This window comes from Billgrantia endophytica (assembly GCF_002879615.1).
Classification (GTDB): Bacteria; Pseudomonadota; Gammaproteobacteria; order Pseudomonadales; family Halomonadaceae; genus Halomonas; species Halomonas endophytica.
On the sequence record NZ_PNRF01000028.1, the window covers coordinates 91,489 to 117,186 of the forward strand.

26 protein-coding genes are annotated in these 25,698 nt (G+C 64.4%); 10 read left to right on the top strand and 16 right to left on the bottom strand.

The features are described from left to right. Positions 1–62 precede the first annotated feature (62 nt). Complete coding sequence (locus C1H69_RS13675; protein ID WP_102653943.1) at positions 63–521, top strand: META domain-containing protein; 459 nt, start codon at positions 63–65, stop codon at positions 519–521. A 178-nt stretch (positions 522–699) separates the two neighbouring features. Here C1H69_RS13675 and C1H69_RS13685 read toward each other — a convergent pair whose 3' ends face one another. The 5 genes from C1H69_RS13685 to C1H69_RS13705 all read right to left on the bottom strand — a co-directional run bounded on the left by C1H69_RS13685 (position 700) and on the right by C1H69_RS13705 (position 8,153). Then, positions 700–1,434 (bottom strand): phosphatase PAP2 family protein, encoded by a 735-nt coding sequence (locus tag C1H69_RS13685; RefSeq protein ID WP_102653945.1) that lies wholly within the window; start codon positions 1,432–1,434, stop codon positions 700–702. Between the two features lie 176 nt (positions 1,435–1,610). Beyond that, positions 1,611–4,460 carry a valine--tRNA ligase gene (locus C1H69_RS13690; RefSeq protein WP_102653946.1) on the bottom strand — a complete coding sequence of 950 codons (2,850 nt, stop codon included), beginning with the start codon at positions 4,458–4,460 and terminating at the stop codon, positions 1,611–1,613. Positions 4,461–4,742: 282 nt separating this feature from the next. Continuing rightward, positions 4,743–5,183: a DNA polymerase III subunit chi gene (locus C1H69_RS13695; protein ID WP_102653947.1), complete on the bottom strand. Its 441-nt coding sequence runs from the start codon at positions 5,181–5,183 to the stop codon at positions 4,743–4,745. Positions 5,184–5,350: 167 nt separating this feature from the next. Further along, positions 5,351–6,451: a branched-chain amino acid aminotransferase gene (locus C1H69_RS13700; protein WP_240609946.1), complete on the bottom strand. Its 1,101-nt coding sequence runs from the start codon at positions 6,449–6,451 to the stop codon at positions 5,351–5,353. A gap of 181 nt (positions 6,452–6,632) precedes the next feature. Then, the gene (locus C1H69_RS13705; RefSeq protein WP_102653949.1) at positions 6,633–8,153 is read right to left on the bottom strand and encodes a leucyl aminopeptidase; all 1,521 of its coding nucleotides are present in this window, start codon (positions 8,151–8,153) and stop codon (positions 6,633–6,635) included. A gap of 117 nt (positions 8,154–8,270) precedes the next feature. On the opposite strand from C1H69_RS13705, the gene lptF reads away from it, so the two are divergent. The 8 genes from lptF to C1H69_RS13745 all read left to right on the top strand — a co-directional run bounded on the left by lptF (position 8,271) and on the right by C1H69_RS13745 (position 14,825). Continuing rightward, entirely contained in the window at positions 8,271–9,350 is a 1,080-nt protein-coding gene (lptF, locus tag C1H69_RS13710) for an LPS export ABC transporter permease LptF (RefSeq protein WP_102654140.1), read from the top strand. Further along, positions 9,350–10,414, top strand: coding sequence for an LPS export ABC transporter permease LptG (gene lptG, locus C1H69_RS13715; RefSeq protein ID WP_102653950.1), 1,065 nt, complete (start codon positions 9,350–9,352; stop codon positions 10,412–10,414). Before lptF ends, lptG begins: the two co-directional genes overlap by 1 nt. Positions 10,415–10,430: 16 nt before the next feature. Beyond that, positions 10,431–10,907 (top strand): RDD family protein, encoded by a 477-nt coding sequence (locus tag C1H69_RS13720; RefSeq protein ID WP_102653951.1) that lies wholly within the window; start codon positions 10,431–10,433, stop codon positions 10,905–10,907. Positions 10,908–11,018: 111 nt separating this feature from the next. Beyond that, positions 11,019–11,225: a (2Fe-2S)-binding protein gene (locus C1H69_RS13725; protein WP_102653952.1), complete on the top strand. Its 207-nt coding sequence runs from the start codon at positions 11,019–11,021 to the stop codon at positions 11,223–11,225. 168 nt (positions 11,226–11,393) lie between these two features. Further along, entirely contained in the window at positions 11,394–11,876 is a 483-nt protein-coding gene (gene bfr / locus C1H69_RS13730; RefSeq protein WP_102653953.1) for a bacterioferritin, read from the top strand. 273 nt (positions 11,877–12,149) lie between these two features. Continuing rightward, on the top strand, positions 12,150–13,241 hold the full coding sequence (locus C1H69_RS13735; RefSeq protein WP_240609947.1) for an ABC transporter substrate-binding protein: 1,092 nt from the start codon (positions 12,150–12,152) through the stop codon (positions 13,239–13,241). A gap of 4 nt (positions 13,242–13,245) precedes the next feature. Further along, entirely contained in the window at positions 13,246–14,043 is a 798-nt protein-coding gene (locus tag C1H69_RS13740; RefSeq protein ID WP_102653955.1) for an ABC transporter ATP-binding protein, read from the top strand. A gap of 14 nt (positions 14,044–14,057) precedes the next feature. Further along, positions 14,058–14,825 carry an ABC transporter permease gene (locus tag C1H69_RS13745; RefSeq protein ID WP_102653956.1) on the top strand — a complete coding sequence of 256 codons (768 nt, stop codon included), beginning with the start codon at positions 14,058–14,060 and terminating at the stop codon, positions 14,823–14,825. Here C1H69_RS13745 and C1H69_RS13750 read toward each other — a convergent pair. The 5 genes from C1H69_RS13750 to C1H69_RS13770 form a co-directional block, all read right to left on the bottom strand. Beyond that, a complete protein-coding gene (locus C1H69_RS13750; protein WP_102653957.1) occupies positions 14,822–15,046 on the bottom strand; it encodes a DUF1653 domain-containing protein in 225 nt (74 codons plus the stop codon). The two genes, C1H69_RS13745 and C1H69_RS13750, sit on opposite strands and share 4 nt — an antisense overlap. Before the next feature lie 33 nt (positions 15,047–15,079). After that, a complete protein-coding gene (gene tcdA, locus C1H69_RS13755; protein ID WP_102653958.1) occupies positions 15,080–15,907 on the bottom strand; it encodes a tRNA cyclic N6-threonylcarbamoyladenosine(37) synthase TcdA in 828 nt (275 codons plus the stop codon). A gap of 20 nt (positions 15,908–15,927) precedes the next feature. Next, entirely contained in the window at positions 15,928–16,692 is a 765-nt protein-coding gene (locus C1H69_RS13760; protein WP_102653959.1) for a pseudouridine synthase, read from the bottom strand. Positions 16,693–16,784: 92 nt separating this feature from the next. Continuing rightward, entirely contained in the window at positions 16,785–18,083 is a 1,299-nt protein-coding gene (locus tag C1H69_RS13765) for a Glu/Leu/Phe/Val family dehydrogenase (protein WP_102653960.1), read from the bottom strand. A 344-nt stretch (positions 18,084–18,427) separates the two neighbouring features. Then, entirely contained in the window at positions 18,428–19,840 is a 1,413-nt protein-coding gene (locus tag C1H69_RS13770) for a hypothetical protein (protein ID WP_102653961.1), read from the bottom strand. Between the two features lie 207 nt (positions 19,841–20,047). On the opposite strand from C1H69_RS13770, the gene C1H69_RS13775 reads away from it, so the two are divergent. Beyond that, on the top strand, positions 20,048–20,713 hold the full coding sequence (locus C1H69_RS13775; RefSeq protein ID WP_102653962.1) for an SDR family oxidoreductase: 666 nt from the start codon (positions 20,048–20,050) through the stop codon (positions 20,711–20,713). Between the two features lie 101 nt (positions 20,714–20,814). Here C1H69_RS13775 and C1H69_RS23600 read toward each other — a convergent pair whose 3' ends face one another. The 6 genes from C1H69_RS23600 to C1H69_RS13800 form a co-directional block, all read right to left on the bottom strand. Continuing rightward, positions 20,815–20,961, bottom strand: coding sequence for a hypothetical protein (locus C1H69_RS23600; protein WP_165789481.1), 147 nt, complete (start codon positions 20,959–20,961; stop codon positions 20,815–20,817). A gap of 90 nt (positions 20,962–21,051) precedes the next feature. After that, positions 21,052–21,882 (bottom strand): phosphodiesterase, encoded by an 831-nt coding sequence (locus tag C1H69_RS13780; protein ID WP_102653963.1) that lies wholly within the window; start codon positions 21,880–21,882, stop codon positions 21,052–21,054. Beyond that, positions 21,875–22,948 (bottom strand): ABC transporter ATP-binding protein, encoded by a 1,074-nt coding sequence (locus C1H69_RS13785; protein ID WP_102653964.1) that lies wholly within the window; start codon positions 22,946–22,948, stop codon positions 21,875–21,877. Before C1H69_RS13785 ends, C1H69_RS13780 begins: the two co-directional genes overlap by 8 nt. A gap of 27 nt (positions 22,949–22,975) precedes the next feature. After that, positions 22,976–23,764, bottom strand: coding sequence for an ABC transporter permease (locus C1H69_RS13790; protein WP_102653965.1), 789 nt, complete (start codon positions 23,762–23,764; stop codon positions 22,976–22,978). After that, positions 23,761–24,678 carry an ABC transporter permease gene (locus C1H69_RS13795; protein WP_240609948.1) on the bottom strand — a complete coding sequence of 306 codons (918 nt, stop codon included), beginning with the start codon at positions 24,676–24,678 and terminating at the stop codon, positions 23,761–23,763. Before C1H69_RS13795 ends, C1H69_RS13790 begins: the two co-directional genes overlap by 4 nt. Then, a complete protein-coding gene (locus C1H69_RS13800; RefSeq protein ID WP_102653966.1) occupies positions 24,678–25,694 on the bottom strand; it encodes an ABC transporter substrate-binding protein in 1,017 nt (338 codons plus the stop codon). The genes C1H69_RS13795 and C1H69_RS13800 overlap by 1 nt, the downstream gene beginning before the upstream one ends. Between the last annotated feature and the right edge of the window lie 4 nt (positions 25,695–25,698).

Consider the following 25,698-nt stretch of genomic DNA (forward strand, 5'->3'; position numbering starts at 1 on the left):
GAGCGGTCTCCCTACGCCCGTGGCATCGATCTGTGTGGACTCGAAAGCATAAGGAAAGATTCATGTACAAGACATCTCTGGGCCGCCCGCTGATGATGATTCTGGCGGCACTGACCCTGGTGGCCTGCGGCAGCCAGCCAACGGATGTGTCCCGCCAGGATGACAGGGGAGCGGACAAGCTGGAGGGGGCCATGGTGGGGCAGCGCTGGAACCTGCTGCTGGTGGGCACCGACGAGCGACTCTCGATGCCCACCACGCCTCATTTCACGATTTCGCCGGATGGCCGGGTAAACGGTCACGATGGCTGCAATACGCTCAACGGCAAGGTGCAGCTAGGCGACAGCAACCGCATCGAATTCAGTGAACTGGCCACCACCCGGATGGGATGCCCGCAGCTCGATGACGCCCGCCGCGTCACCGGGATGATGGAAAACGCCTACCGCTACCTCATCGATCATGACAGGCTGGTCTTCTTCGGCCCGGATCAACGGGTGCTGGGCGGCTTTCGCAAGGCCAACTGAGAGGGTGTTTACAAACTACTGCGCTAGGCCATACTGCGTTGAAATCAGCCTCAAAATGCTCATTTACAGCGCGTAAACTCCGCTTTTTCGACTGATTTCGCCTTGTCTGACCTTCGCTCGCTACTTTTGTAAACACCCTCTGAGGAGCTCGGCACGAGGCCCTGTGGCCTGTTCGGCGTCACTTGCCCGGAAGGGCATTGCGTGCCTTGATCATCCCCGCCGTGAAGGCCCGGGACAGTAGCGGTGCCAACGGCGTGAGGAGAATCCAGGGGGCCACGACCAGATTGATGGCCAGCGCCGCAAAGTAGACATCGCTGAACCAGTGGGCGCCGCTGAGGATCCGCGGGGCGCTGAGAATGATGGCGATCAGGGCGCTGACCAGCATCACCTTGTGGCCGGCGAAACGCCACATGAAGGCGGTGAACAGGAAGAGGTTCACCCCGTGATCACCGGGAAAGCTGCTGCCGGAGCTGTCCTTGGTGGAGAACCCCACCATCTGGGTGATCAGGTTGACGTTTTCGTATACCAGGGTGGGGCTGGGGTGGTTATAGGACACCACCATGCGCACGCCCTGGGCGATGAATACCGCTGCCAGGAGCATGGTGATACCGATACCGCCCCAGCGCAGCATGCGATGGTGCGGTTCCGGATCATGGCTGATGGCCCACAGGTAGATGGCGAGCAGGATCAGGAAGCTGAAGACGTCGAACAGGCGGTTATTGCTGGCCGCCACGAACAGTACCCAGGCTGTGTTCTCTTCGCTGAGCCAGGCGTTGGTCGCGAAGAAGACGGCATCATCCAGCTCGGTCCAGAACAGCAGGCCGGGTGAGATCCAGCTCAGGATCAGGGCGACGCCCAACAGATTGAATAACAGGATACGGCCAAGCGCGAAGGTCGGTTCGGTCTGAAGCATTGGGGAGCGAGGGTTGGGGGATGTGATCCCATTCTAGGCGAAACGCTCATTGCAGAACAGTGTTCCCTAATCATGCCGTTGCCGCGTTCTTCCCAGTGCGCTCGGGAAGAACGGGCTGGATGGCGCTGCCGCCAGGGCTGGCCCGAGGCATGGCGGATGGCTCCGGTACGGCCGCCCTAGAGGGCGGCGATCTTGTCGCGCTGTTCGACCAGCAGCCGGCGAGCGGCCTGGAAGTCGGCCAGCTTGCCGCGCTCCTTCTCGACAACCGCCTCCGGGGCCCTGGCGACGAAGCTCTCGTTGCCGAGCTTTTTTTCGATGCCGCCGATGAGCGTGTCCTGCTTGTCGATCTCCTTGGCCAGGCGGGCCAGTTCGGTGTCCTTGTCGATCAGGTCGGCCATGGGCACCAGCACTTCCATGTCACCCACCAATTGCGTTGCCGAGAGCGGCGCCTCATTCGGGTTGTCGAGCCAGATGACGCTCTCCAGCTTGGCCAGCCTGGCCAGGAACAGGCGATTGGCCTCGAGGCGTGCCTTGTCGGCCGGGCCGCCCTTGGTCAACAGCACCTCGAGCGGCTTACCGGGGGCGATGTTCATCTCGGCGCGAATGTTGCGTACCGCGACGATGACGCCCTTGAGCCACTCGATGTCTCGGGTGGCCTGCTCGTCGATCTTCTCCGGCTCGGCCAGCGGCCACGGTTGGGCCATGATCGACTCGCTGTCATCGCCGCTGGCCTTGCCGGCCAGGGGCGCCACGCGCTGCCAGATCTCCTCGGTGATGTAGGGCATCATCGGATGGGCCAGGCGCAGGACCGCCTCCAGCACGCGCACCAGCGTGCGACGGGTACCGCGCTTGGCTTCCGTGGACGCGGACTCGTCCCACAGTACCGGCTTGGAGAGCTCCAGGTACCAGTCACAGTACTCGTTCCAGACGAAGTCGTAGAGCGCCTGGGAGGCATGGTCGAAGCGGAACTCTTCCATCGCCCTGGTGACCTGGGCCTCGGTCTGCTGCAGGCGCGAGACGATCCAGCGGTCGGCCAGCGACAGCTCGACGGGGTCGCCCCCGGTGCCGGTGTCCTCGCCCTCGGCATTCATCAGCACGTAGCGCGAGGCGTTCCACAGCTTGTTGCAGAAGTTGCGGTAGCCGTCCAGGCGTCCCATGTCGAACTTGATGTCGCGCCCGGTGGTGGCCTGGGAAAGGAAGGTGAAGCGCAGGGCGTCGGTGCCGTGGGGCTCGACCCCCGCGGGGAACTCGGCACGCGTGGCCTTGGCGATCGCCTTGGCCCTCTGCGGCTGCAGCATGTTGCCGGTACGCTTTTCCACCAGGGCTTCCAGTGCGATCCCGTCGATCAGGTCGATGGGGTCGAGCACGTTGCCCTTTGACTTGGACATCTTCTGGCCCTGGCCGTCGCGCACCAGGCCGTGGACATAGACCTGCCTGAACGGCACCTCGCCGGTGAACTTCAGGGTCAGCATGATCATCCGCGCGACCCAGAAGAAGATGATGTCGAAGCCGGTGACCAGCACGCTGGAGGGGTGGAAGGTGGCGAGTTCCGGTGTCTTCTCCGGCCAGCCCAGGGTACCGAAGGTCCACAGGCCCGAGCTGAACCAGGTGTCGAGCACGTCCTCGTCCTGGGTCAGTTCGACATCCGCGGAAAGGCCGTGCTTGTCGCGGGCTTCGGTTTCGGTTCTCGCCACGTAGACGTTGCCGGCGGCGTCGTACCAGGCGGGAATGCGGTGGCCCCACCACAGCTGGCGCGAGATGCACCAGTCCTGCAGGTCGCGCATCCAGGCGAAGTACATGTTCTCGTAGTTCCTGGGCACGAACTGGATGTTGCCATTCTCCACCGCCTCGATGGCCGGCTTGGCCAGCGTTTCCACGGCGACGAACCACTGGTCCGTCAGCAGCGGTTCGATGACGTCGCCGGAGCGGTCGCCGTGGGGCAGGGTATTGTTGACGGCTTCGACCTGTTCGAGCAGGCCGGCGGCGTCCATGTCGGCGACGATCCGCTTGCGTGCCTCGAAGCGGTCGAGCCCGGCGTACTTTTCCGGCAGGCTCGGGTCGATGTCGGGCAGCGGTCGGCCCTGGATATCGAAGGCTTCCGCTTGCGCCAGGATGCTGGCGTCCTGGGTGAAGACGTTGATCAACGGCAGGCCCTGGCGGCGGCCGACCTCATAGTCGTTGAAGTCATGGGCCGGGGTGACCTTCACGCAGCCCGAGCCCTTCTCCATGTCGGCGTGCTCGTCGGCGACGATGGGGATGCGCCGGCCGACCAGCGGCAGTTCGACGAACTTGCCCACCAGCGAGGCGTAGCGCGGGTCTTCCGGGTTGACCGCCACGCCGGTATCGCCAAGCAGGGTCTCGGGGCGGGTGGTGGCGACGACCAGGTAAGGCTCGCCGGCGTCGGTGGTCACGCCGTCGGCCAGCGGATAGCGGAAGTGCCAGAAGCTACCCTGCTGGTCGCGGTTTTCCACCTCCAGGTCGGAGATGGCGGTATGCAGGGTCGGGTCCCAGTTGACCAGGCGCTTGCCGCGGTAGATCAGGCCCTCTTCATGGAGGCGCACGAAGGTTTCCTGCACAGCCTTGTAGAAGCCGTCGTCCATGGTGAAGCGCTCGCGGGACCAGTCGACGCTGGCGCCCATGCGGCGTAGCTGGCGGGTGATGTGGCCGCCGGACTCGTGTTTCCACTCCCACACCTTGTCGATGAAGGCGTCGCGGCCCAGGTCGTGCCGGCTCTTGCCTTCCTCCTGGGCGACCTTGCGCTCCACCAGCATCTGGGTGGCGATGCCGGCGTGGTCGGTGCCCACCTGCCACAGGGTATTGCGGCCCTGCATTCGCCGCCAGCGGATCAGGGTGTCCATGATGGTGTCCTGGAACGCATGGCCCATGTGCAGGCTGCCGGTGACGTTGGGCGGCGGGATCATGATCGTGTAGGGCTCGCCCTCGCCCGACGGGGCGAAGCGTCCGTCGGCTTCCCAGCGCTGGTACCAGCGGGATTCGATCTGCTCGGGTTGGTAGGTCTTGTCCATGGGGCGTTCCGGGTCCAGAAATGGTCGCCGCCGGTGTGGGCCGGGCGGCGGGAAGTCGTCGAGGCGGTTCGAAAAATGGGCTCGATTATAGCGCGATGGGGCACTTGGCGTCAGCCGGGCGTGATAACCCTTCAGAGGGGCGCCGGGGGTTTCATCAACGGGGCTGATCCGGGAGCAGGCCTGCGAGGAGGCGCTGTGAACCCATCCCTGGGCGCTACTTTTGCCATCCATGGCAAAAGACCTCCTCTTCGGCCTGCCCCCGGCGCCCCTAGCTTGGTGGTATTAGCCGCGTAGCTGATGCGCCTTGACGGGATAGCCGCGCTGCTTGTAGGTCTGCCAGCACTCGCGTTTGGCGACGAGCACCTGCTGATGCTGGTTGATGATCTCGGCGACCCGTTCGAAGCGCGAGAACCACTCGGGTATGCCGGGGTCGAGGTTGAGCATCGCCATGGGGCCGTCCTGGCCCGGCTCGGGCGGATGCTCCCAGCCGATGGTTACCGGCACGCTGTCGGCCATGTCGCTGCCGAGCAGGGCGTGGGGCAGGTAGGCATCGGGACGGAAGGTCCACAGCTTGTCGTCCAGCTCACGGGCCATGGCCTCGTCCTCGGCGTGCAGGTGCAGGCGGTAGCCCTTGCGCTGGATGGTCTCGGCCAGCCGGCAGGCGAAGGCCAGGCGGGCCTCCAGCGTGGTGTCGGGTAATACGTAGAAGTCTACCTGGGTCATGGGGCTCGCTGACCTGGGTGAAGGAGGGGCTTTCTCGACGACAGGATTACGAGGAGGCGCTGTGAACCCATCCCTGGGCGCTACATTCGTCATCCCTGACGATGACCTCCTCTTCACCCTGTCCCCGACGCCCCTCGTCAAGGGTTCCGGATGAGCACAAACATCGATCAGACCAATCGGGTCAGCCAGCCGTGGGTGTCCTCGGCGCGACCGTACTGGAGGTCGAGCAGCTTGGTGCGCAGGCGCTTGGCGATGCGGTTGTCGCTGCCGGCGGCCAGTCGGATAGGGCCCTCTTCGGTGACGAGCTCGCCCACCGGGGTGATCACCGCGGCGGTACCGCAGGCGAAGACCTCGGTGATCTCGCCGGAGGCCGCACCTTCGCGCCACTCGTCGATGCTGATCGGACGCTCCTCGGGCGACAGGCCTTCGTCGCGGGCCAGGGTCAGCACCGAGTCGCGGGTCACGCCTTCGAGAATGGTATCGGTGAGCTTGGGCGTGACCAGGCAACCATCGCTGAAGACGAAGAACAGGTTCATGCCGCCCAGCTCCTCGATCCACTTGTTCTCGCGCGCATCGAGGAAGGCGACCTGGCCGCAGCCGTGGGTTTCGGCTTCCTTCTGCGCCGCCAGGGAGGCGGCGTAGTTGCCACCGCACTTGGCGAAGCCGGTACCGCCAGGGGCGGCGCGCTTGTAGTGGGAAGACAGCCAGATCGAGACGGGCTCCACGCCACCCTTGAAGTAGGCCGCGGCGGGAGAGGCGATGACGTAGTAGTCGACCTCGTGGGCCGGGCGCACGCCCAGGAACGTCTCGCTGGCGATCATGAAGGGGCGCAGGTAGAGGCTCGATTCGTCGGCCTCGCTGGACGGGGTTGGCACCCAGGCCTGGTCCTGGGCAAGCAGTGCGTGCAGCGAGCCGATGAAGGCCTCGTCATCCAGCTCGGGCAGTGCCAGGCGACGGGCAGACCGGCGAAAACGTTCGGCATTCTTTTCCGGGCGGAAGGTCCAGATCGAGCCATCGGCGTGACGGTACGCCTTGATGCCTTCGAAGATTTCCTGGCCGTAGTGCAGTACGGCAGCGGCGGGGTCCAGCGTCAACGGGCCGTAGGGGCGGACTTCGTGGCCGTGCCAGCCAGCATCCAGCGTCCAGCGGACATGCGCCATGTGGTCGGTGAAGTAGCGGCCGAAGCCGGGGTTCTTGAGGATGTCCTCACGGATCGGTGTCGCCGTGGGGGTGGCGTTGGGTAGTCGATCAAAGCTTGCAGTGGGCACGGCAAAGGGTCTCCGCAGTCCTTGGAGTCGGCGATCAGGCCTCTCCCAAGGGCGATACAGGAACATCGAGCCGGTGTGAGCCGGCCCGATGCGTTGACAATGTTTCAGATGTAAAGGTTGCCGAGCGTGATGGCAACCCTCATCGATCAGCTTGCTTGCTCCATCGGTGCATCCTGTCGGCTCAATCGTCACCGGTCTCGACGCGGGTGTCCGCCTCGCGATCGAGCAGATACTGGGTCAGAAGCCCCACCGGGCGGCCGCTGGCGCCTTTCTGCTTGCCGGAGATCCAGGCGGTGCCGGCGATGTCCAGGTGCGCCCAGGGGAACTTGTCGGCAAAGCGTGACAGGAAGCAGGCCGCGGTGATGGTGCCGGCCGGGCGACCGCCGATATTGGCCAGGTCGGCGAAGTTGGAGTCGAGCTGCTCCTGGTATTCGTCCCACAGTGGCATGTGCCAGGCACGGTCCCAGGCGGTCTCGCCGGCATCCAGCAGGTCCAGCGCCAAGTCGTCGTCGTTGGAGAGCAGACCGGTGGCATGGTGGCCAAGCGCGATGATGGCGGCACCGGTGAGGGTGGCGATGTCAATGACACTGGCCGGTTCGAAGCGCTCGGCATAGGTGAGGGCATCGCACAGCACCAGGCGGCCCTCGGCATCGGTGTTGAGCACTTCCACCGTCAGGCCCTTGAGGGTCTTGATGATGTCGCCGGGCTTGGTGGCGCGGCCATCGGGCATGTTCTCGGCGGCGGCGACGATGAAGACCAGATTGAGCTTGGGCTTGATGGCCAGTACCGCCTTGGCGGTGCCGAACACGCTGGCCGCACCGCACATGTCGAACTTCATCTCGTCCATGGCCTCGCCGGGCTTGAGCGAGATACCGCCGGTGTCGAAGGTGATCCCCTTGCCCACCAGTACGTGGGGCGCTTCGTCGGGATCCTCGGCGCCCTGATACCTCATCACGATCAGTCGCGTGGGCTCCTCGCTACCTCGGCCAACCGACAGCAGCGAGCCGGCGCCCAGCGCTTCCAGGGCCTCTTCGTCGAGGATCTCGACCGTGAGCGCACCGCTGGAGTCACGGCCCAGCCGTTCGGCCTGCTCGGCCAGGTAGCGGGGGGTGCAGACGTTGCCTGGCAGGTTGCCCAGGTTGCGGGTCAAGGCGACGCCCTGGCCCACGGCATCGCCGATCCGGGAGCCTTCGCGCGCCGCCTCCGCGTTATCGCCCTCGCTGACCAGCAGCGTGACACGGGCCAGCCTGGGAATCGGCGCCGGCTCCGACTTGAAATCATTGAAGCGATAGACGGCGCGATGGGCGGCCTCGGCTACCATGCGCGCCTTCCAGTCGCAGGCACGATCGGGTACCGGTACGTCGGTGAACGCGACGGCGGCATCGTCGACCGGCAGGCCGGCCAGGGCACCGAAGGCGGCATCCAGCGCCTTTCCGAAGGTCCGTTCCTGACACTTTTTCTGCTCACCCAGGCCCACCAGCATCAGGCGATCGGCGCCGAGGCCGGGAGCGAACGGCACCATTTGCACACTGCCCGGCTTGGCGTCGAAATCGCCACGCTCGATCAACTGACCGATCAGCCGCTCGCTGGCATCGTCGAGTTTGGCGGCGGCAGGCAGCAGATCGCCATCCTTGAACACCGGTACCACGAGGCAGGCCGTTTCGACTTTGGCGGGATTGGCCGTCTGAACTGGGAATTCCATGGTGACTCCACAAGACAAGCGATGGGGGATTCTGGATAATGCCGGCACGGCTTCAGGCCATTGCCGAATCTCACCAGTGTACTCAAGGCATGGCGCCATTGCATGGAAGACCGCCTCATGATCATTTTTCGTTACCTGACCCGCGAGATATTGCTGACCATGGCCGCCGTTGCCGGCGTCCTGCTGCTGGTGATCATGGGTAGCCGCTTTATCCGCTACTTTGCCGATGCCGCCGACGGTGATATTCCCGCCAGTATTCTCGGTACCCTGATGCTCTTCCATCTGCCGGGGTTTCTCGAGCTGATCCTGCCGCTGGCCTTCTTCCTCGGTATCCTGCTGGCCTACGGCCAGCTCTATCTGAACAGCGAGATCACCGTGCTGGTGGCCTGTGGCACCAGTCCTGCACGGCTCCTGCAGGTCAGTCTGGTACCGGCTGGCCTGGTTGCCATCCTGGTTGGGCTGTGCAGCCTGTGGCTGACCCCCGCCGGTGCGCTGCACAATGCCGTCATGCTCGAGGATCAGCGCAGCCAGCTCGATTTCACCGCTCTGGCACCGGGTCGCTTCCAGGATTTCGGCGGTGGGAGAACCGCCTATACCGAATCCTTCAGCAGCGACGGCAGCCGCATGGAGGAAGTCTTCATCAGCGAACGGCAGCGACGAGGCGACGGTACGCCGGATAGTGCCGTGACCCGGGCGACCAGTGGCTACCAGACCGTGGATGAGGAGACCGGCAGCCGCTTCCTGGTGCTGGCCGACGGCGAGCGCTACAGCGTCGAGCCGGGGCGCCACGAGGCCGAGCGGCTGGAGTTCGCAACCTATGCCGTCAGGCTCTCGCTCGGCCATGAACGGCGCGAGCTGGAGTCAACGGAGTACGCCACCACGGCGGCGCTACTGGAGGAGGACTCCGACCAGGCCCGGGCCCAGCTGCAGTGGCGGCTGTCATTGCCGCTGATGGTCTTCATCCTGACGTTGATGGCGATGCCGCTGTCACGGGTCAACCCGCGGCAGGGCCGCTTCGCCAAGCTGCTGCCGGCGATCTTCCTGCATGTCTGCTATCTGAGCCTGCTGCTGGCGGCACTGGACGCCATCGGGCGTGGTGTATTGCCTGCCGTGATAGGCATGTGGCCCATCCATGCCGCCTTCCTGATCCTTGGGCTGGGCATGATGATGCGGGCCCAGCGAAAGGGGATGCGCTGATGGGCGTGGATCGTCTCGACCGCTATATCGCCCGCAATGTCCTGGGGGCCATCATCGTCGTGCAGGTGGTGCTGCTGGGTCTGGATCTCGTGATTTCCTACATCAATGACCTGGACGACGTGGAAGGGGACTATGGTGCCTTCCAGGTGCTGCTCTACCTCGGCCTGCGCCTGCCCTGGCGTTTCTACCAGTATGCGCCGGTAGGGGTGCTGATCGGCGCGCTGATCGGCCTTGGCAGCATGGCCTCGAGCAACGAACTGACGGTCATGCGGGCGGCGGGCCGTTCGTTGACCCGTATCCTCTGGGGGGTGATGAAACCGATCATCCTGGTGGTGGCGGTGGTGCTGATCGTGGCCGAGTACGTCAGCCCGCGCACCGAACAGTTCGCCAGCGCCTGGCGCCTTGAGCAGTTGCAAGGCGAGGGGGCGATGGTGACCCAGAGTGGCGGATGGCAACGCGAAGGTGACAGCGTCTACCGCTTCGGTGCCATTCGCGCCGACAATACCGTGCTGGACCTGACGCGTTACCGGTTCGAAGGCCACCAACTGCTCGAGGCCACCGTGGCCGAGCGAGCCGTCTGGCGGGAGGGCGCCTGGGTGCTCGAAGAGATGGCCACGACGCATTTCACCGAGAATCGGACCGAAGTCGAGCGGCATGCCGAACACCCCTGGGAGACGAGCTTGACGCCCGCACAGCTCAATCGCTTGCTGCGTCCGATCAATAGCCAGGCGCCCAGTGAGCTGTGGGCCTATTCCCGCTTTCTGCAGAGCCAGGGGCTCCAGGCCACCCAGCCGCTGCTCTATTTCTGGCAGAAGATCCTGATGCCGTTGACCATGGCGTCGCTGGTGCTGGTGGCGGCCTCCTTCGTGTTTGGTCCCCTGCGCACCGTGGCCGCCGGCACGCGAGTCTTCTATGGCGTGGTCACCGGCCTCTCCTTCAAGTATCTCCAGGATCTGCTGGCCCCCGCCTCGACGGTATTCGGCTTTTCACCGGCCTGGGCGGTACTGGCACCGATTCTCATCTGTGCCGCCCTGGGGCTTTATCTACTGCGACGAACCGGATAGGGAAGCCAAGGACACTATGCAACGACGCTTTACTCAACTCGATGATGCCTGGCCAGCCGGTCTCGGACGGCGGCTGGGCGGCATGATGTACGATGCGTTCCTGGTCGCTGCCATCTGGATCCTGATCGCCATCCTGCACCTGGGATTCCTTCGCCTGGTGCTGGGCCTGGCGGCGGAGGAAGTGGGGGATGGCAGCCTGCAGCGGCTGACGCTTCAGCTGCTGTTGCTGGTCGGCGCCTTCCTCTTCTTCGCTTTCTCCTGGACCCGTGGGGGCATGACCCTGGGCATGCAGGCCTGGCGGCTGCGGGTGCAGACGCTGGACGGCCGGCAGATCACGTGGGCCCAGAGTCTCGTTCGCTATGTGGTGGCCTGGGTGTCGTTGGCCACCTTCGGGCTGGGCTATGCCTGGGTCCTGTTCGATAGCGAGCGTCGCAGCTGGCCCGATATCGTCTCCGGTACCCGCGTCGTGGTACTGCCAAAGCCGGCCCGATAGGTCCCGCGACATCTCGTGGAACGAGCTGATCAGAATCTTCTCGATTTCCCCTTGCGACAGCCTATGCGAATCATTTACATTACGACTAGTAGGCGATAGCGAGGTGACCTCATGTTCGTATGTCTTTGCAAGGGTGTGTCCGACCACAAGATCCGCGCGACTGTCGAGAGCGGAGCACGCAGCTGGCGTGAGGTGCGGGCCGAGACCGGCTGTGGTACCCAGTGTGGCAAGTGCGCCTGCGTGGCAAAGACCATCACCCGTGAAGCCGTCAAGTCGGAGCTGGTGGCGTCGGCAACCGACCTGGCCTACGCCGTATAGTGATCGCCAGCACTGTGACAACGCGAGGCTGATGCAGGGTTCGCCTCGGATGCCAATCTCTATCATTCTTGTTGTGCTTTATCCAAGCTCTTGTCGTTGTTGGACTTTTTGGCCAGCATGGCCAATAATGAATAATCCTCCGACATTCGACAAAAAGGGAGAAGCGCAATGAAAGGTGATGCCAAGGTCATCGAATACCTGAACACTTCGCTCGGCAACGAGTTGGTGGCGATCAATCAGTATTTCCTGCATGCCAAGATGTACAAGGACTGGGGCCTGAAGGCGCTGGCCAAGTGGGAGTACGACGAGTCCATCGAGGAAATGCAGCACGCCGACAAGCTGATCGAGCGGATCCTGTTCCTCGAGGGCCTGCCCAACCTGCAGGACCTCGGCAAACTGCATATCGGCGAAAATGTTCGTGAAATGCTGGAAGCCGACCTCAAGATCGAACATGAAGGTCGCGACGGCTATATCGAAGCCATCGCCTATTGCGAGCAGGTCAGGGACTACGTCACTCGTGACCTGTTCCGCGAGATCCTGGCCGATGAGGAAGACCACATCGACCATATCGAGACCGAACTCGGCCTGATCGAGAAGGTCGGTATCGAGAACTACCTGCTCAAGCAGATGCAGGAAGCCGGTAACGAGTAATACCGACGCCTCCAGAAACGGCTCTATCGCGATGCCTTCTTTCCCGACACCGGTGCCCATGGCGCCGGTGTCCGCCTTTCCGTCCTTCCGATACGGCACCCGCTGACAGGCTGCCGCTGGGAAACCCCGACCAGTGATCTATTCTGGTGCGTATGGGTGTGCATGAAGCCTGTTGTTGCACCTGTGCGGCGCTGCCGGCCGTCCATCATGCCCTTGTGTGAAGCATTTATCCTTCAGGGCCAGGGAAGTTCATGGTGTTGGCAGGATAACTGCATGACAACAACGACAACCAGAACCTTGCGAGGGCCAACCTTCATGAGCCGTTACCTTTCCCGTTCCTCCGGTCTGATCACCGGCGTGCTCGGCCTGTCCATGCTGTTCGCCCCACTGGCAATGGCTGACGAGACCCGCATTCGCTTTCAACTCGACTGGCGTTTCGAGGGACCATCGGCTCCCTTCCTGATGGCCATGGAACGTGGCTATTTCGCCGAGGAGGGACTCGACGTGCAGTTGGATTCCGGCAGTGGCTCCGCCGGCGCCATCAACCGAGTGGCGTCCGGCGCCTACGAGATGGGCTTCGGTGATCTCAATGCCCTGGTGGAGTTTCTTGCCGAGAACCCGGATGGCCCCGGCATTCAGGGCATATACGTGGTATATGACGGCACTCCGGCATCGGTCTTCGCCCGCAAGGACCGCGATATCGATACCCCCGCAGACCTTGCCGGCAAATCCATCGCCGCCCCGGCCTTCGATACCGGTTACCGGGCCTGGGGCATCTTTGCCGCCGCCAACGATGTCGATGCCGACGATGTCGAGTGGCAGAACGTCGATCCGACGCTGCGCGAGACCCTGCTGGTGCGCGGCGATGTGGACGCCATCACCGGTTTCTACTTCACCAGCCTGCTCAACCTGGAAGGGCGCGGCATGGGTGAGGATGAGCTCACCATCATGCCGTTCCCCGACTATGGCGTGCCGCTCTATGGCAATGCCATCATTGCCAGCGAGTCCTTCTCCAGTGAGAACCCCGAGGCCGTCGAGGGCTTTCTCCGCGCCTTCAACCGTGCCCTCGAGGAGACCCTGGCCGACCCGGATGGCGCCATCGACTATGTGTACAACCGAGACCCGCTGATCGACCGGGAGATGGAGACCCGGCGCCTGAAGCTTGCCATCGACAGCGTCATCGATACCGCGGATGCCCGTGCCAATGGCGCCGGTGCGGTGGACGAGGAGCGCTTGCGCGATGCCATCCAGCTGGTTGCGGACGCCTACGACCTGCCTTCGGTGCCCGACCCCGAACGGGTCTTCACCTCGCGCTTCCTGCCGCCTCAGGAAGAGCGGATGATCTTCCCCGGCCAGGGGGAGTGAAGGAATGCGCGAGGCGAACACCGAAGCGCCCTTCGTCTCTTTCGATCAGGTGAGCCTGGCCTACGACGGTTCGGGCAATGCCATCGAGGACATCAGCCTGACCGTCGAGGAGGGCGAGTTCGTCGCCTTCGTCGGGCCCAGCGGTTGCGGCAAATCGACCTTCATGAAGCTGTGTACCGGTCTGCACCCACCCACGGCGGGTAGCGTGCGGGTCGATGGTGAGCCGGTAACGGGGCCGCTGAAGATATCCGGCATGGCGTTCCAGAACGCCAACCTGCTGCCCTGGCGCACCACCCTGGACAATGTCCTGCTCCCGCTGGAGATCGTCAGACCCTATCGTTCACAGTTTCGCAAGCGGCGCACCGAGTTCGTCGGCTGGGCCCGCGACCTGTTGCGCACCGTGGGGCTGGAAGACTACGAGGAGCAGTTCCCCTGGCAGCTCTCCGGCGGCATGCAGCAGCGCGCCTCGATCTGCCGGGCGCTGATCCATCGCCCGCGCCTGCTGATGCTCGACGAGCCCTTCGCCGCCCTGGATGCCTTTACTCGCGAGGAGTTGTGGTGCGTGCTGCGCGATCTCTGGGAGTCCCAGCGTTTCACCGTGGTCCTGGTGACCCATGACCTGCGCGAGGCTGCCTTCCTGGCCGATACCGTCTACGTGATGAGTCGGCGACCAGGGCGCATCATCGAGCGGCGCACCATCGACCTGCCACGCCCGAGGGAGCTGGCGATCACCTACGGGGAGCCGTTTACCACCCTGGTGCAAAGCCTGCGCAAGCAGATCGGCGAGATTCGCGGAACCTGATCGAGGACGGTCACATGCAGCTAAGTGAAAAGAGCCGCCAGCGTATCGCCCCCTGGGCGGCGGTCGTGATCCTGGTGATGATCTGGGAAGCCACGGTGCGCCTGCTCGACGTACCGGAGTTCATCTTTCCTGGCGCCTGGGCCACGGCGCAGGCGCTGGTGACCTTCGCAGGCCCTATCGGCGTGCACTCCTGGCAGACCTTCTGGACTACCATGGTGGGGTTTGGCATCGGGGTCGTGGTGGGGCTGGTGCTGGGCTTCATCATCGGCTCGTCGAAGTTCCTTTATCACGCCTGCTATCCCTTGCTGGTGGGATTCAACGCCATCCCCAAGGTGGCCTTCGTGCCAATCCTGGTGGTGTGGTTCGGCATCGGCTCGGTACCCGCCATCCTCACCGCCTTCCTGATCTGTTTTTTCCCCATCGTGGTCAACGTGGCCACGGGCCTGGCCACCCTGGAGCCGGAGCTGGAGGACGTGCTGCGTGTGCTGGGCGCCAAGCGTCTCGATGTGCTTCTCAAGGTCGGCCTGCCGCGCTCGCTGCCGTATTTCTTCGCCTCGCTGAAGGTGGCCATCACCCTGGCCTTCGTCGGTACCGTGGTCTCCGAAACCGTGGCATCCAACCAGGGTATCGGCTACCTGATGATGAGTGCCGGTTCTCAGATGCGCATGGCACTGGTCTTTGCCGGCTTGATCGTGATCAGCGCCATGGCCATGGTGATGTACGAGCTGTTCGCCCAATTGGAGAAGCGCATGACCGCCTGGGCCCATCGCGGCCAACGCTAGAATGCCTTGTCGAGCTCGAAGCGCGGTACCGGCTCGCCCTGGACCTCCACGGTTTCGGTGAACATCTCGAGCGGTCGCACCCACAGGCCGTAATCGCCGTAGAGGGCGCGGTAGACGACCAGGGGTTCTTCGGTCTCGCTGTGGTGGGCTACGCCGAGCACTTCATAGCGATTGCCCTTGTAGTGGCTATAGATACCGGGGACGGGAAGCGGACGAGACATCAGGGGCTCCAGGAGCGGTGAGAGGAGTCGGGGTCAGGCGTTGGCCTGCCTGGCCAGTCGGGCGAGTACCCGCGACACGGCCACGAAGCCGAAGCTACCGGTCACGAAGGTGGCGGCCCCGATGCCCGAGGCGCAGTCGAGTCGGGTCGATTCGCCGCTTCCGGGCTTCTGGGCACACACTTCGCCATCCATGCCAGGATAGACCAGCTGTTCGTCCGAATAGACACACTCAACCGAAAAGCGCCGCTTCGGATTGCGCGAGAAGCCGTGATCGCGACGTAGCCGTGCGCGTACCTTGGCCAGCAGCGGGTCGTGCTCGGTGCGGGAGAGATCGGCGACCTTGATCCGGGTCGGGTCGGTCTGTCCACCGGCGGCTCCCGCGACGGTGATGGCCAGTTTCCTTCGCTTGCACCAGGCGATCAGGGCCGCCTTGGCCTCTACGCCGTCGATGGCATCCACCACATGATCGGTATCCTCGGGGATGCGCTGGCCAAGATTGCCAGGGGTGACGAAGGCCATGTCCGCCACCACCTGAATACCGGGCTGTATCGCCCGACATCGCTCGGCCAGCACCTCCACCTTGGGGCGGCCGATGTTTCCATCCAGGGCCGGAAGCTGGCGATTGACGTTGGAAAGGCAGACATCATCCAGGTCGATCAGCGTCAATTTGCCGACACCGGAACGGGCGAGCGCCTCGACCGCCCAACTGCCGACACCGCCTATGCCCACCACCACCACGTGGGCATGGCGAAAGCGCTCGAAGGCGCGCGTGCCATAGAGCCGGCGAATGCCGCCAAAGCGAAAGTCATGGTCGTCCCGGGACGCCGATGAAGCATCGAGGGGAGGGAGTGGAGCGCTCATGATGGGGCGTGGCCTCCTGTTCAGGCGGTGGGTTCGGGCTGGCGTGACGATGTGGCACGGTCGACTGGCAGGTGGCCCGCCCAGCCGAAGCGCTCGAACAGCGCTGTCATGCAGGCATCCAGCGCGCAGCTCACGTCCAGGCGATGGGCTTCCATCGGATGATCGAAGGACAGTCCGACAGCCGCCAACAGCAGGCGAGGGCAGTGCAGCTGCTCTCCGAAGAAACGATTGTGGTTTCCCTTGCCGTGCTTCGCATCGCCGATAATGGGATAGCCGCGCTGTGACAGGTGTCGGCGGATCTGGTGGCGTCGCCCGGTCAGCGGACGGGCCTCCATCAAGGAGTAGCGGCTCTGTGGGTAGCGGTCCACCCGCACCGGCAACTCCACACTGTCCAGGCGCCTCACCTCGGTCATGGCTTCCATGGCCGGCATTTCCGCCTTGGGCCGGCTGCCGTCTTCCTCGCGGAGCGGATATTCGAGCCGGTCCCGTTCGGGGCCGATACCACGCACTACCGCCAGGTAGCGCTTGGCGACCCGACGGGTGGCGAAGGCGTCACCCAGTCGTGTCGCGACGTCCGGGGAGAGGGCGAAGACCATGACGCCGGAGGTGGGGCGGTCCAGCCGGTGCACCGGGTAGACTCGCCGTCCCAACTGGTCGCGCAGTCGTTGCAGCAGGAAGTCGCGCTCGCCGCGGGCCAGGGGCGTCCGATGGACCAGTAGCCCGGCCGGCTTGTGCACGGCGACCAGGTGGTCGTCCTGATGAAGAATCGAGAGTGCTTCCGACATGACGGTCCGGCCTGTTCGATGAGGCGGCTATTGTCGCCGCCGCATTCGGCATTGTCATCCCGGCATTGGTGCATTGGTCGTCAAGGGGCGGGTCATTCGGTGTCCTGGCAGTTTCCACGCTCCAGGATGCCCTCGGCAATACGCTCGATGCCCTGCCGATAGGCCGCCTGTCGGTAGGAGATATCCTCCCGCTCTGCGCGTTCGAGCACCCGTCGGCCTTCGCGGACGATCTGTTCCTTGAGACGCTCGTTGATCGTCTCTTCGGACCAGCGCTCGCCGGTGAGGTTCTGCATCCACTCGTAGTAGCTGACGATGACGCCGCCCGTATTAACAAGCACGTCCGGCAGCACGGGGACACCCCGTTCGTTGAGCCGCTCGTCGGCCTGGCTGGAAACCGGGCCGTTGGCGATCTCCAGTAATGCCCTTGCCTGTACCTGGTCCACGTTGTTCGCATGGATCTGGTTCTCCAGTGCCGCCAGCGCCAGTACGTCGACATCCAGGGCCAGCAGGTCGTCCCGGTCGAGATGCTCCACATCCTCGGCGATGCACACCGACTCATCGCAGTAGACCAGGTCATGCAGGCGCTGGTTCTGGGTTTTCCGTTCCATGATGGCATCGGGGTCCAGTCCGTTTTCGCTGCGGATGGCCCCCTTCGAGTCGGAGAGAGCGACGATGCGATAGCCCCGTTCATGGGCCAGGCGGGCAAAGTGATATGCCGCATTGCCAAAGCCCTGAATGGCGACGGTGGTATCTTCGGGCTTGCGCTGTTCCTGTTCGGCCCACAGGTCCAGCACATGCAGGGCGCCTCGCCCGGTGGCAGCCACGCGGCCGTAGGAACCCCTCAGTGCCGTGGGCTTGCCGGTAATCGCGGCGGGTACCTTGCGACGAGCCAGGTGATCGTATTCGTCGGCCATCCACCCGATCACGGTGGCATTGGTGTTCACGTCGGGGGCGGGGATATCCCGGTCCGGGCCCATGATATCGGCGACGGCGCGGATGTAGCCCCGGGCCAGGCGCTCCAGCTCCAGGCGGGAGAGCCGCTTGGGATCGACCTTCACCCCGCCCTTGCCACCGCCATAGGGCAAGTCGACGACCGCGCACTTCACGGCCATCCAGAAGCTCAGCGTCGTCACCTCTTCCTGGTTGACGTCGGGGTGGAAGCGGATACCGCCCTTTGCCGGCCCCAGGGTGGTGTCGTACTGCACCCGCCAGCCGGGGAAGACGCGCAGGCTCCCGTCGTCCATGCGCACCGATACGCTCACCTGCAGAGAGAGGCTAGGCTGCATCAGGCGCTCCCTGACATCGTCGTGCACCTCGAGCGCCTCGCAGACTTCCTCCAGCCGAGAGCGAGCGTCGTCAAACAGGTTGGCATGATCCTTTTGCCGGGACATCGTCATCCTCCTTGAATTCGTGAACCTGACTGGCTTGCCAGAAGCGTAGCAGCCGGCAAGCCGATCCCGGTCAGGACCAGAGAGCCCTTGACGAAAAATTTCAGTCGCATACACGATGAAGCACTATCTTGGGCAGGTCACCGAAGGTGCTCTCGTCAAGCAGGGGGTCGCCCCGACCCGCATCTACTCGGACCGTTTCGATATCGTGTGAGGAGACCGCCATGCTGCACGTGTACGCCCATAGAGCCGGCAACCTCTGTGCGTTACTGCTCGTTCTCGTCGTCCTTGCAGCGGCACTGTGGCTGTCCCGCTAGGCTGACGCCTTTCCAACGGCAACGGACGCCTCACTCGGCGGTCAGGCTCACGACATAGCCGCCACTCTCACTGCCGCCGTAGGAGCGGGCAATGGCGCGATATTCGCCAGGCTCCAGGTGGGTATGAATGCGGGCATCGAGATGCTCGCCGCCATCGTCGTCGCTGAGAGAGATGCCTCCGCCTTCCAGCTCCAGGTAGGCATCCAGCTCGCTCGACATCATATCCAGGCGATAGTAGCCAGCTTCTTCCACTTGAAAAGAATAATGATCGCGGGCTCCGGCCCCCAGCCAGGCGTTCAGGGAGTGGCCGATCTCCAGGTGTCCACTGCTGGGCAGCTCATCGGGTTCCACGGCCATGGCCTTGAGTTCGAACATGCCGCTACCGCCGAAGCTGTGGCTGCGGGCGGTCAGGGTGTAGCTACCGGGCCCCAGGTGGTGCCGAATACGGGCATCGAGGCCCTCGCCACCGTCGTCGTCGCTGATGAATACCCCCTCGCCCCGCAGCTCGAGAAACGCATCGAAATCCGAAGAGAGCATGTCAATGGTGACCATGGCAGAGGTGTCGAGGGTCAACTGGTATTCCAGCCCCTGACCGTTGAGCCAGCCGTGCAGCGGCTCGTCGAAGGCCAACTCGCCGCTGTTGCGCAGGGAAGCGCCATCGGCCAGTGCGTGAGGGTCTACCGTCAGGGTGTAGAGGCCGCTGTCCTGTCCATAGGCACTGCGGGCGGTCAACTGATATTCCCCGGGCTCCAGGAAATCGGCAATGCGGGCGTCCAGGTTGCCGCCGCTATCGTCATCCTCGCGGTGATACCCGTGTGGCCCTTCCAGCACCAGGTAGGCATCGATATCGCCGGAGCGCATCTCGACCTGATAGAGACCGCTCTCCTCGATGGTCAACGTATAGGTATCAGCGCCGTCCTGCAGCCAGCCATCCGCACGTGAAGGCACCTCCAGGGCATCGCCGGTGGTGAGCTCCATGCCGCGGCTCGTGATGTCGAAGGGTCCATAACTGTGCTGGTCGTTACCGCTGACCACCAGGGTGTAGTCACCGCTTTCGTCGATGCGGCGGCGCAGCGCCGAGGGCTGCGACGGGTCGAGATGGTAGGAGCCGGTATACGTCGAAGCCAGGAGTCGATCCCGGTCGTCATACAGGGCCAGCCTGCCATGCAGCGGGCCACCCAGCTCGATCTCGACCAGGGCGCCTTCCTCCAGGGGCAGGATATAGCGCGAGAAGCGGCTCCCATCCTTGCCGTTGAGCTCACTGCGCGAGGTAATCTCGCCGCGGTGGCGTTCGCCCAGTTGAATGAGTTCGTTCACGGCGACCGTTTCACTGCCCGCTGCGTCAGGCGTGGAACCCGGCGCCGGTAGCTGCCAGCCAACGATGAAACCGGCGGCAACGCCGCCCAGAGCAATGAGGGTCAGGGAAGAGGCACGATTGGCCATTCAAGCATCCTTGTTCGATGGCAAGCACCGGGGATCGGAAAGCGGCGGCACGCCGGGCGGTTTTTTTACATTAAATGACTATTATATGATGCTTTCATCGTTGAGAGACACGCAGCGTATCGTAAGTTGACGTTCACGAGGTGAGCGTCGCTTCTATTCTGATAAGCAGCGGTTCATTCTGAACGTGACTCAACCAAGGAGACTGTCATGTCTGCCACTGTCTTGATCACCGGCGCCAATCGTGGCGTCGGCCTGGCCTTGTCCCGTCACTACCACGGTGCCGGCTGGTCGGTGGTCGGCGTGTGCCGCCGGGCATCCGCTGAGCTCGCCGAGGTCGCCACGCGTGTCATCGATGGTGTCGACGTGGCCAATACCGACGATGTGGCGCGTCTGGTCCATGAGCTGGAGGGACAGCGGCTGGACCTGTTGATCAACAATGCCGGCCTACTGCGCGACGAGCAACTCGGCGAGATCGACTTCGGCTCGATCCGCGAGCAGATGGAGATCAATGCCTATGCGCCACTGCGAGTGGCCGAGGCATTGCTCGACAATCTTGGTGAAGGCAGCAAGATCGCCAATATCTCCAGTCGCATGGGCTCTATTGCCGATAACGATTCCGGCGGCCGATACGGTTACAGGGCCTCCAAGGCTGCGCTGAATGCCTTCGGTAAATCGCTGGCCATGGACCTGGCCCCCCGAGGCATCGCCGTGATCCAGCTGCATCCCGGTTTCGTGCAGACCCGCATGGTCAACTTCGGTGGCCTGATCTCGCCGGAGGAAGCCGCTGCGGGCATCGCGGCGCGTATCGAGGCGTTGACGCTCGAGACCACCGGCTCCTTCTGGCACAGCAATGGTGAACCGTTGCCCTGGTAGGCGAGGCGGCGGGCGCCGATTCGCTCATGAACGGCAGGCGCTCGACCCAGCTCTCCGGTGGTCCAGTGGCCAGCAGCGACCATGCGATGGTGGCATGGGACTCATTCGCCCCACCTTCGCCGTGTCTTGTCGCGCAAGGCCTTTTCCCGGTCGCGCTTGCGCTGACGGGCCAAGGCGTTGCCATTGGCCAGTAGCGCCAGGAACTCGATTTCCTCGTCGCTGAGGGGGTCGCGTTTCTTGTTCGCCATGTCGGCACCGCTCCGTATGTCTCATACGCCTGTGGTGCCAGCCTAAACGTGCTGGATGACAGCGATATGTCAGTGCGGCGTCCCCCGCCGTCAGTCGATCAGGCCGTTGGCATCGAAGAACGGGTAGGGGCCAGGATAGGCGTCGATGAAGCCTTGATGGGTCAGCATGCCGGCGCCCGGAGTCCAATGGTGCAGCAGATAACCCGGGGGCTCCAGGGAGAAGGTCGCGGGGGCCTGGTGGCGCAGGTCCAGGGTGACCTGGTGCGAGATGCCGGGGCAGCTGTAGGCGATGGTATTGGCGAAGCGCCGCTGCACGCTGCGGTGCAGGTGGCCACACAACAGCCGTTCGACGTTGTGGTAGGCACCGAGGAGCTCTTCCAGGGCGTGCCGGTTCCTCAACTGCTGCCGGTCCATGTGGTCGATGCCGCTATCGAAGGGATGATGATGCAGCATGATCAGCGTCGGCGTGTCGGGTTTCTGCCTGAGCACCTCGTCCAGCCAGGCCAGGCGCTCCAGGCACAGCTCGCCATGCGGCTGGCCCGGTACGCTGGAGTCCAGGCCGATCAGCCGCACCGGGAAGTCATCGACCACCCACTGGACGAACTCGTCGTGCTGGTGCAGATAGGCGTGCCCGGCGAAGCGTTCCCTCAGGCGGCGGCGGTCGTCGTGATTGCCGGGAATCAGGTAGCAGGGCATCGTCAGGTCGGCGAGCAGTTCCTCGAGTACCGCGTACTCCTCCACGCGGCCGAAGTCGACCAGGTCGCCGCTGATCAGCAGTGCATCGGCCCTGGGCGTCAGGCGGTTGAGAAGAGCGATGGCATCGCGCAGGGCGCGCCGGGTATCCACCCGCCGGTAGGAGAGCTTGCCCGCCGCCTTGATATGGGGGTCGCTGATCTGGGCGATGAGACATCCGTTATCCATGGGCCGCTGCCTGTCCGAAAGTGAGGGGGTGGTGGGGGTGGAACAGCGCATCCGAGGCGACGCTGAGTCCGATGGCCTCGCCGCGCCGCCACTGCCGGCGCGCGGGGGCTTCCACTTGCAGTGGCGCGTCGCCGCCGGTGTCGACCAGCAGGCGCTGGCTCTGGCCGAGGAAGAAGCTCTGCACCACCCGGCCGCTGATGGGGGCGCTGGCGGGGTCGCCGACCTCGATGTCCTCGGGGCGGCAGTAGGCGTGGTCCGCGCCATGCAGGCGCGGACAGAACAGCCGGCCGCCGTCGACCTCGAGCCAGCCGTCCCGTGTGCCGCCGATCGCGATGCGGTTGACCGAGCCGATGAAGTCGGCCACGAAGGCGCTGTGCGGTTGGTGGTAGATTTCTCGTGGGCTGCCTATCTGGGCGATCCGCCCACGTTCCATCACCGCGACCCTGTCGCCCAGGGCCATGGCCTCGGCCTGGTCGTGGGTCACGTAGACCGCGGTGGTGCCGAGACGGCGCAGCAGGGTACCGATCTCCAGGCGCAGGCGGTCGCGCAGCTTGGCATCGAGTGCCGACAGTGGCTCGTCGAACAGCAGTACCTTGGGCCTGACGGCGATGGCCCGGGCCAGCGCCACGCGCTGCTTCTGTCCGCCGGAGAGTTCGTCGACACCGCGCCGGGCGAAGTCGTGCAAGCCGACCATCTCCATCACCTCGTCGACCCGCCGTCGGACCTCCCCGGCGCTCAGGCGCCTGATGCGCAGCCCATAGGCGATGTTGTCGGTCACATTCATGTTGGGGAACAGCGCATAGTTCTGGAACACCATGCCCACATCGCGCTTCTCGATGGGCAGGGCGGTGACATCGCGTTCGCCGAACCACACCCGGCCTCCCGGGTCCGGTGTTTCGAGGCCGCCGATGAGGCGCAGGGTGGTGGTCTTGCCGCAGCCGGAGGGGCCCAGCAGCACCAGGGTTTCCCCCGCCTCGACCCGCAGGTCGATCGGCTCGAGGGCGGTATGGCCGCTGGCGAAGGTGCGTCCGCACTGCTTGAGGGTGATGGCGATGGAGGATGACATGGGGGATTCTCGATGGTGGATGAGGACTCAGTGGCGACGGGTGACCAGGCTGCCCAGCCACTGCAGCGTGATCAGCAGGGGAACGATCATCAGCAGGAACAGCAGGGTGTAGGCGGAGCCGATCTCCAGCCGCATGGAGGCGTAGCTGTCGGCCAGGCCGACGGGCAGCGTCTTGTTGAGCGGGGTGTGCAGCATCCAGGTGATGTTGAATTCGCCGACGGAGAGCGTGACCACCATCAGCGCCCCGGCCAGGATGCCGCTGACGCAGTTGGGTATCACGATGCCCAGGAAGCGCTGCCGGAAACCGGCGCCGAGGCTGGCGGCCGCCTCCTCCAGGCGCTGCATGTCGCTGGCGCGCATCACCGACAGTACCGGCCTGACCATGAACGGCAGGGTGAACAGCACATGGCCGACCAGGATGAACAGCCAGCTGTCGCGGAAGTCGCGATGGTGTCCGTAGGCCAGCAGCAGCGCCAGCGCGGTGGCCAGGCCCGGGACGGCCACCGGCAGCAGCAGGGCCTCCTCGATGGCGTTGGCCCAGCGCCTGGAACTCTTCATCAGCGCATAGGCCGCCGGCACGCCGAGCAGCAGGGTCAGGACCAGGCAGGCCAGGGCCAGTTGGATCGATAGCCGGATGGTATCGGAATAGAGCCGCCACACTTCCTCGACCCAGCGCAGGGTCAGGCCGCTGCTCAGGCCGATGAAGTAGTTCTCGGTCAGGCCGGCCAGCACCGACATGACCACCGGTACGATCATGAACAGGCACACCAGCACGGTGAAGCCCAACTGGCAGTAGAACAGACCGCGGCGCTTCATGCCGATGCTCCCAGGCTGCCGCCGGCCAGGCGTCGTGCGAAGGACAGCGCGATCCAGGTGATCACCCCCAGGGTGACCGACAGCGCCGCGGCCATGGTGAAGTTGGCGTAGTTGGTGAATTCGCTGTAGATGCTCAGCGGCAGCACGCTCATGCGGGTGCCCAGGGTGAAGGCGGTGCCGAAGGCGCCCATGCTGGTGGCGAAGCAGATCGCACCGGTGGAGATCAGTGCCGGTGACAGCGCGGGTACGATCACGTCGCGGGTCACCCGCCAGGTACCGGCACCGAGTGAGCGTGCCGCCTCCTCGAGGCTGACGTCGAGTTTTTCACAGGCCGCCATCACCGTGGTGATTACCCGGGGAATGGAGAAGTAGAGGTAGCCGACGAACAGCCCGGCCAGCGAGTAGGCGAACATCCAGCGCTCACCGAACAGCAGCATGCTGAACTGGGCCAGGGCACCCTGGCGGCCACCGAGCATGATCACCAGGAAGCCCACCACCACCCCGGGAAAGGCCAGGGGAAAGGTCAGCATGGCGACCAGCATCGCCTTGCCGCGAAATCGGTTGCGAGCCAGGAAGAACCCCGCCACACCGGCGGTGGCCACCGCCAGCAGCGAGACACCGATCGACACCAGCAGGGTCCACAGCAGACTGTAGAGATATTGTGGCTGCGCCACGACTGCCCAGTAGGCAATCATGCCGCTGTTCTTGTCGGGCTGCATGCCCATCGCCACCAGGCGCGTGAATGGCAGCAGCCAGAAGGCGCAGAAGAAGGTCAGCGCCGGCACCAGGGCCAGCAGAACGGCCGGCTGACGCCTGAGCGTGCCCAGGTACGACCGTCGTCTCGCCGCCTTCGTCGTTACGTCGGCGGCGGCCCCCGACAGGGACCGCGCCTCGTGGTGTGACGTCAACGACATCAGCGCACCTCGGAGAGATACCGGTTGGAGAAGCCCGGCTGGGCCTCGGCCATGGCCTGGTAGTCGACCGGCTGGGCGCGTTGATAATCGCTGTCCGGCAGGAAGTAGCGACTCGCCTCCTCGGAGATGGCGTCCTCGCGCACCGGCCGCAGGAAGGCCTCGGCCCACACCGCCTGACCCTCGTCGGAGAGCACGAAGTCCAGTACCGCCTTGCCGTTGTCGGCGTTGGGCGAATCCTTGACCAGGCTCATCACGTAGGGCACCACCACGCTGCCCTCCTCGGGGATCACGAACTCGACGTTGGCGCCATCCTTGTACTTGGCGCGGTAGGCGTTGAAGTCGTAGTCGAGCAGGATCGGGATCTCCCCGGACAGCACCCGGGCATAGGCGGTCTGCCGGGGCACGATGGGAGCGTTGCGCGAAAGCTCGTTGAAGTAGTCGATGGCGGGCGTGAAGTCGTCGAGGTCGCCGCCCATGGCGAGGTTGACCGCCACCGCGCCGACGTAGCCGACGAAGGCGCTGGCGGGGTCGAGATAGCCGACCATGCCGCGATACTCGGGGTTCAGCAGGTCGTCCCACGAGGCGGGTACCGGCGCGCCGTCCAGGGCATCCACATTGACCATGAAGCCCATGGTGCCGGAATGGATGGTGAACCAGTTGCCGTCGGGGTCCTTGAGCCCGTCGGGGATCTCGTCCCAGTGCTCGGGCTGGTAGGGCTCGATGACGTCGGCGTCCTGGGCCTGGATGCCGAAGGTCACGCCATAGTAGACCACGTCCGCCACCGGGCTGTTGCGCTCGGCGACCAGTTGGGCCAGGGATTGGCCGGAATTCTTGTTGTCCTGGGGCACCCTGATACCGGTCCGTTCCTCGATCAGGCGCAGTTGGGTGCCCCAGTCGGCCCATTCGGGGGGGCAGTTGTAACAGATGGCCGAATCGCTGGCCTGGGCGGTGGACAAGGTGCCGGCCGCCAGCATGAGGGTGGCGGCAACGGCCTGACGTAGATAAGTCGACTGCATGGGG

Bases quoted from the DNA above. Each gene is read 5' to 3' on its own strand.
- C1H69_RS13675 (WP_102653943.1), top strand. From the start codon at position 63: ATGTACAAGACATCTCTGGGCCGCCCGCTGATGATGATTCTGGCGGCA.
- C1H69_RS13685 (WP_102653945.1), bottom strand. From the start codon at position 1,434: ATGCTTCAGACCGAACCGACCTTCGCGCTTGGCCGTATCCTGTTATTC.
- C1H69_RS13690 (WP_102653946.1), bottom strand. From the start codon at position 4,460: ATGGACAAGACCTACCAACCCGAGCAGATCGAATCCCGCTGGTACCAG.
- C1H69_RS13695 (WP_102653947.1), bottom strand. From the start codon at position 5,183: ATGACCCAGGTAGACTTCTACGTATTACCCGACACCACGCTGGAGGCC.
- C1H69_RS13705 (WP_102653949.1), bottom strand. From the start codon at position 8,153: ATGGAATTCCCAGTTCAGACGGCCAATCCCGCCAAAGTCGAAACGGCC.
- lptF (WP_102654140.1), top strand. From the start codon at position 8,271: ATGATCATTTTTCGTTACCTGACCCGCGAGATATTGCTGACCATGGCC.
- lptG (WP_102653950.1), top strand. From the start codon at position 9,350: ATGGGCGTGGATCGTCTCGACCGCTATATCGCCCGCAATGTCCTGGGG.
- C1H69_RS13720 (WP_102653951.1), top strand. From the start codon at position 10,431: ATGCAACGACGCTTTACTCAACTCGATGATGCCTGGCCAGCCGGTCTC.
- C1H69_RS13725 (WP_102653952.1), top strand. From the start codon at position 11,019: ATGTTCGTATGTCTTTGCAAGGGTGTGTCCGACCACAAGATCCGCGCG.
- bfr (WP_102653953.1), top strand. From the start codon at position 11,394: ATGAAAGGTGATGCCAAGGTCATCGAATACCTGAACACTTCGCTCGGC.
- C1H69_RS13735 (WP_240609947.1), top strand. From the start codon at position 12,150: ATGACAACAACGACAACCAGAACCTTGCGAGGGCCAACCTTCATGAGC.
- C1H69_RS13740 (WP_102653955.1), top strand. From the start codon at position 13,246: ATGCGCGAGGCGAACACCGAAGCGCCCTTCGTCTCTTTCGATCAGGTG.
- C1H69_RS13745 (WP_102653956.1), top strand. From the start codon at position 14,058: ATGCAGCTAAGTGAAAAGAGCCGCCAGCGTATCGCCCCCTGGGCGGCG.
- C1H69_RS13750 (WP_102653957.1), bottom strand. From the start codon at position 15,046: ATGTCTCGTCCGCTTCCCGTCCCCGGTATCTATAGCCACTACAAGGGC.
- tcdA (WP_102653958.1), bottom strand. From the start codon at position 15,907: ATGAGCGCTCCACTCCCTCCCCTCGATGCTTCATCGGCGTCCCGGGAC.
- C1H69_RS13760 (WP_102653959.1), bottom strand. From the start codon at position 16,692: ATGTCGGAAGCACTCTCGATTCTTCATCAGGACGACCACCTGGTCGCC.
- C1H69_RS13765 (WP_102653960.1), bottom strand. From the start codon at position 18,083: ATGTCCCGGCAAAAGGATCATGCCAACCTGTTTGACGACGCTCGCTCT.
- C1H69_RS13770 (WP_102653961.1), bottom strand. From the start codon at position 19,840: ATGGCCAATCGTGCCTCTTCCCTGACCCTCATTGCTCTGGGCGGCGTT.
- C1H69_RS13775 (WP_102653962.1), top strand. From the start codon at position 20,048: ATGTCTGCCACTGTCTTGATCACCGGCGCCAATCGTGGCGTCGGCCTG.
- C1H69_RS23600 (WP_165789481.1), bottom strand. From the start codon at position 20,961: ATGGCGAACAAGAAACGCGACCCCCTCAGCGACGAGGAAATCGAGTTC.
- C1H69_RS13780 (WP_102653963.1), bottom strand. From the start codon at position 21,882: ATGGATAACGGATGTCTCATCGCCCAGATCAGCGACCCCCATATCAAG.
- C1H69_RS13785 (WP_102653964.1), bottom strand. From the start codon at position 22,948: ATGTCATCCTCCATCGCCATCACCCTCAAGCAGTGCGGACGCACCTTC.
- C1H69_RS13790 (WP_102653965.1), bottom strand. From the start codon at position 23,764: ATGAAGCGCCGCGGTCTGTTCTACTGCCAGTTGGGCTTCACCGTGCTG.
- C1H69_RS13795 (WP_240609948.1), bottom strand. From the start codon at position 24,678: ATGTCGTTGACGTCACACCACGAGGCGCGGTCCCTGTCGGGGGCCGCC.
- C1H69_RS13800 (WP_102653966.1), bottom strand. From the start codon at position 25,694: ATGCAGTCGACTTATCTACGTCAGGCCGTTGCCGCCACCCTCATGCTG.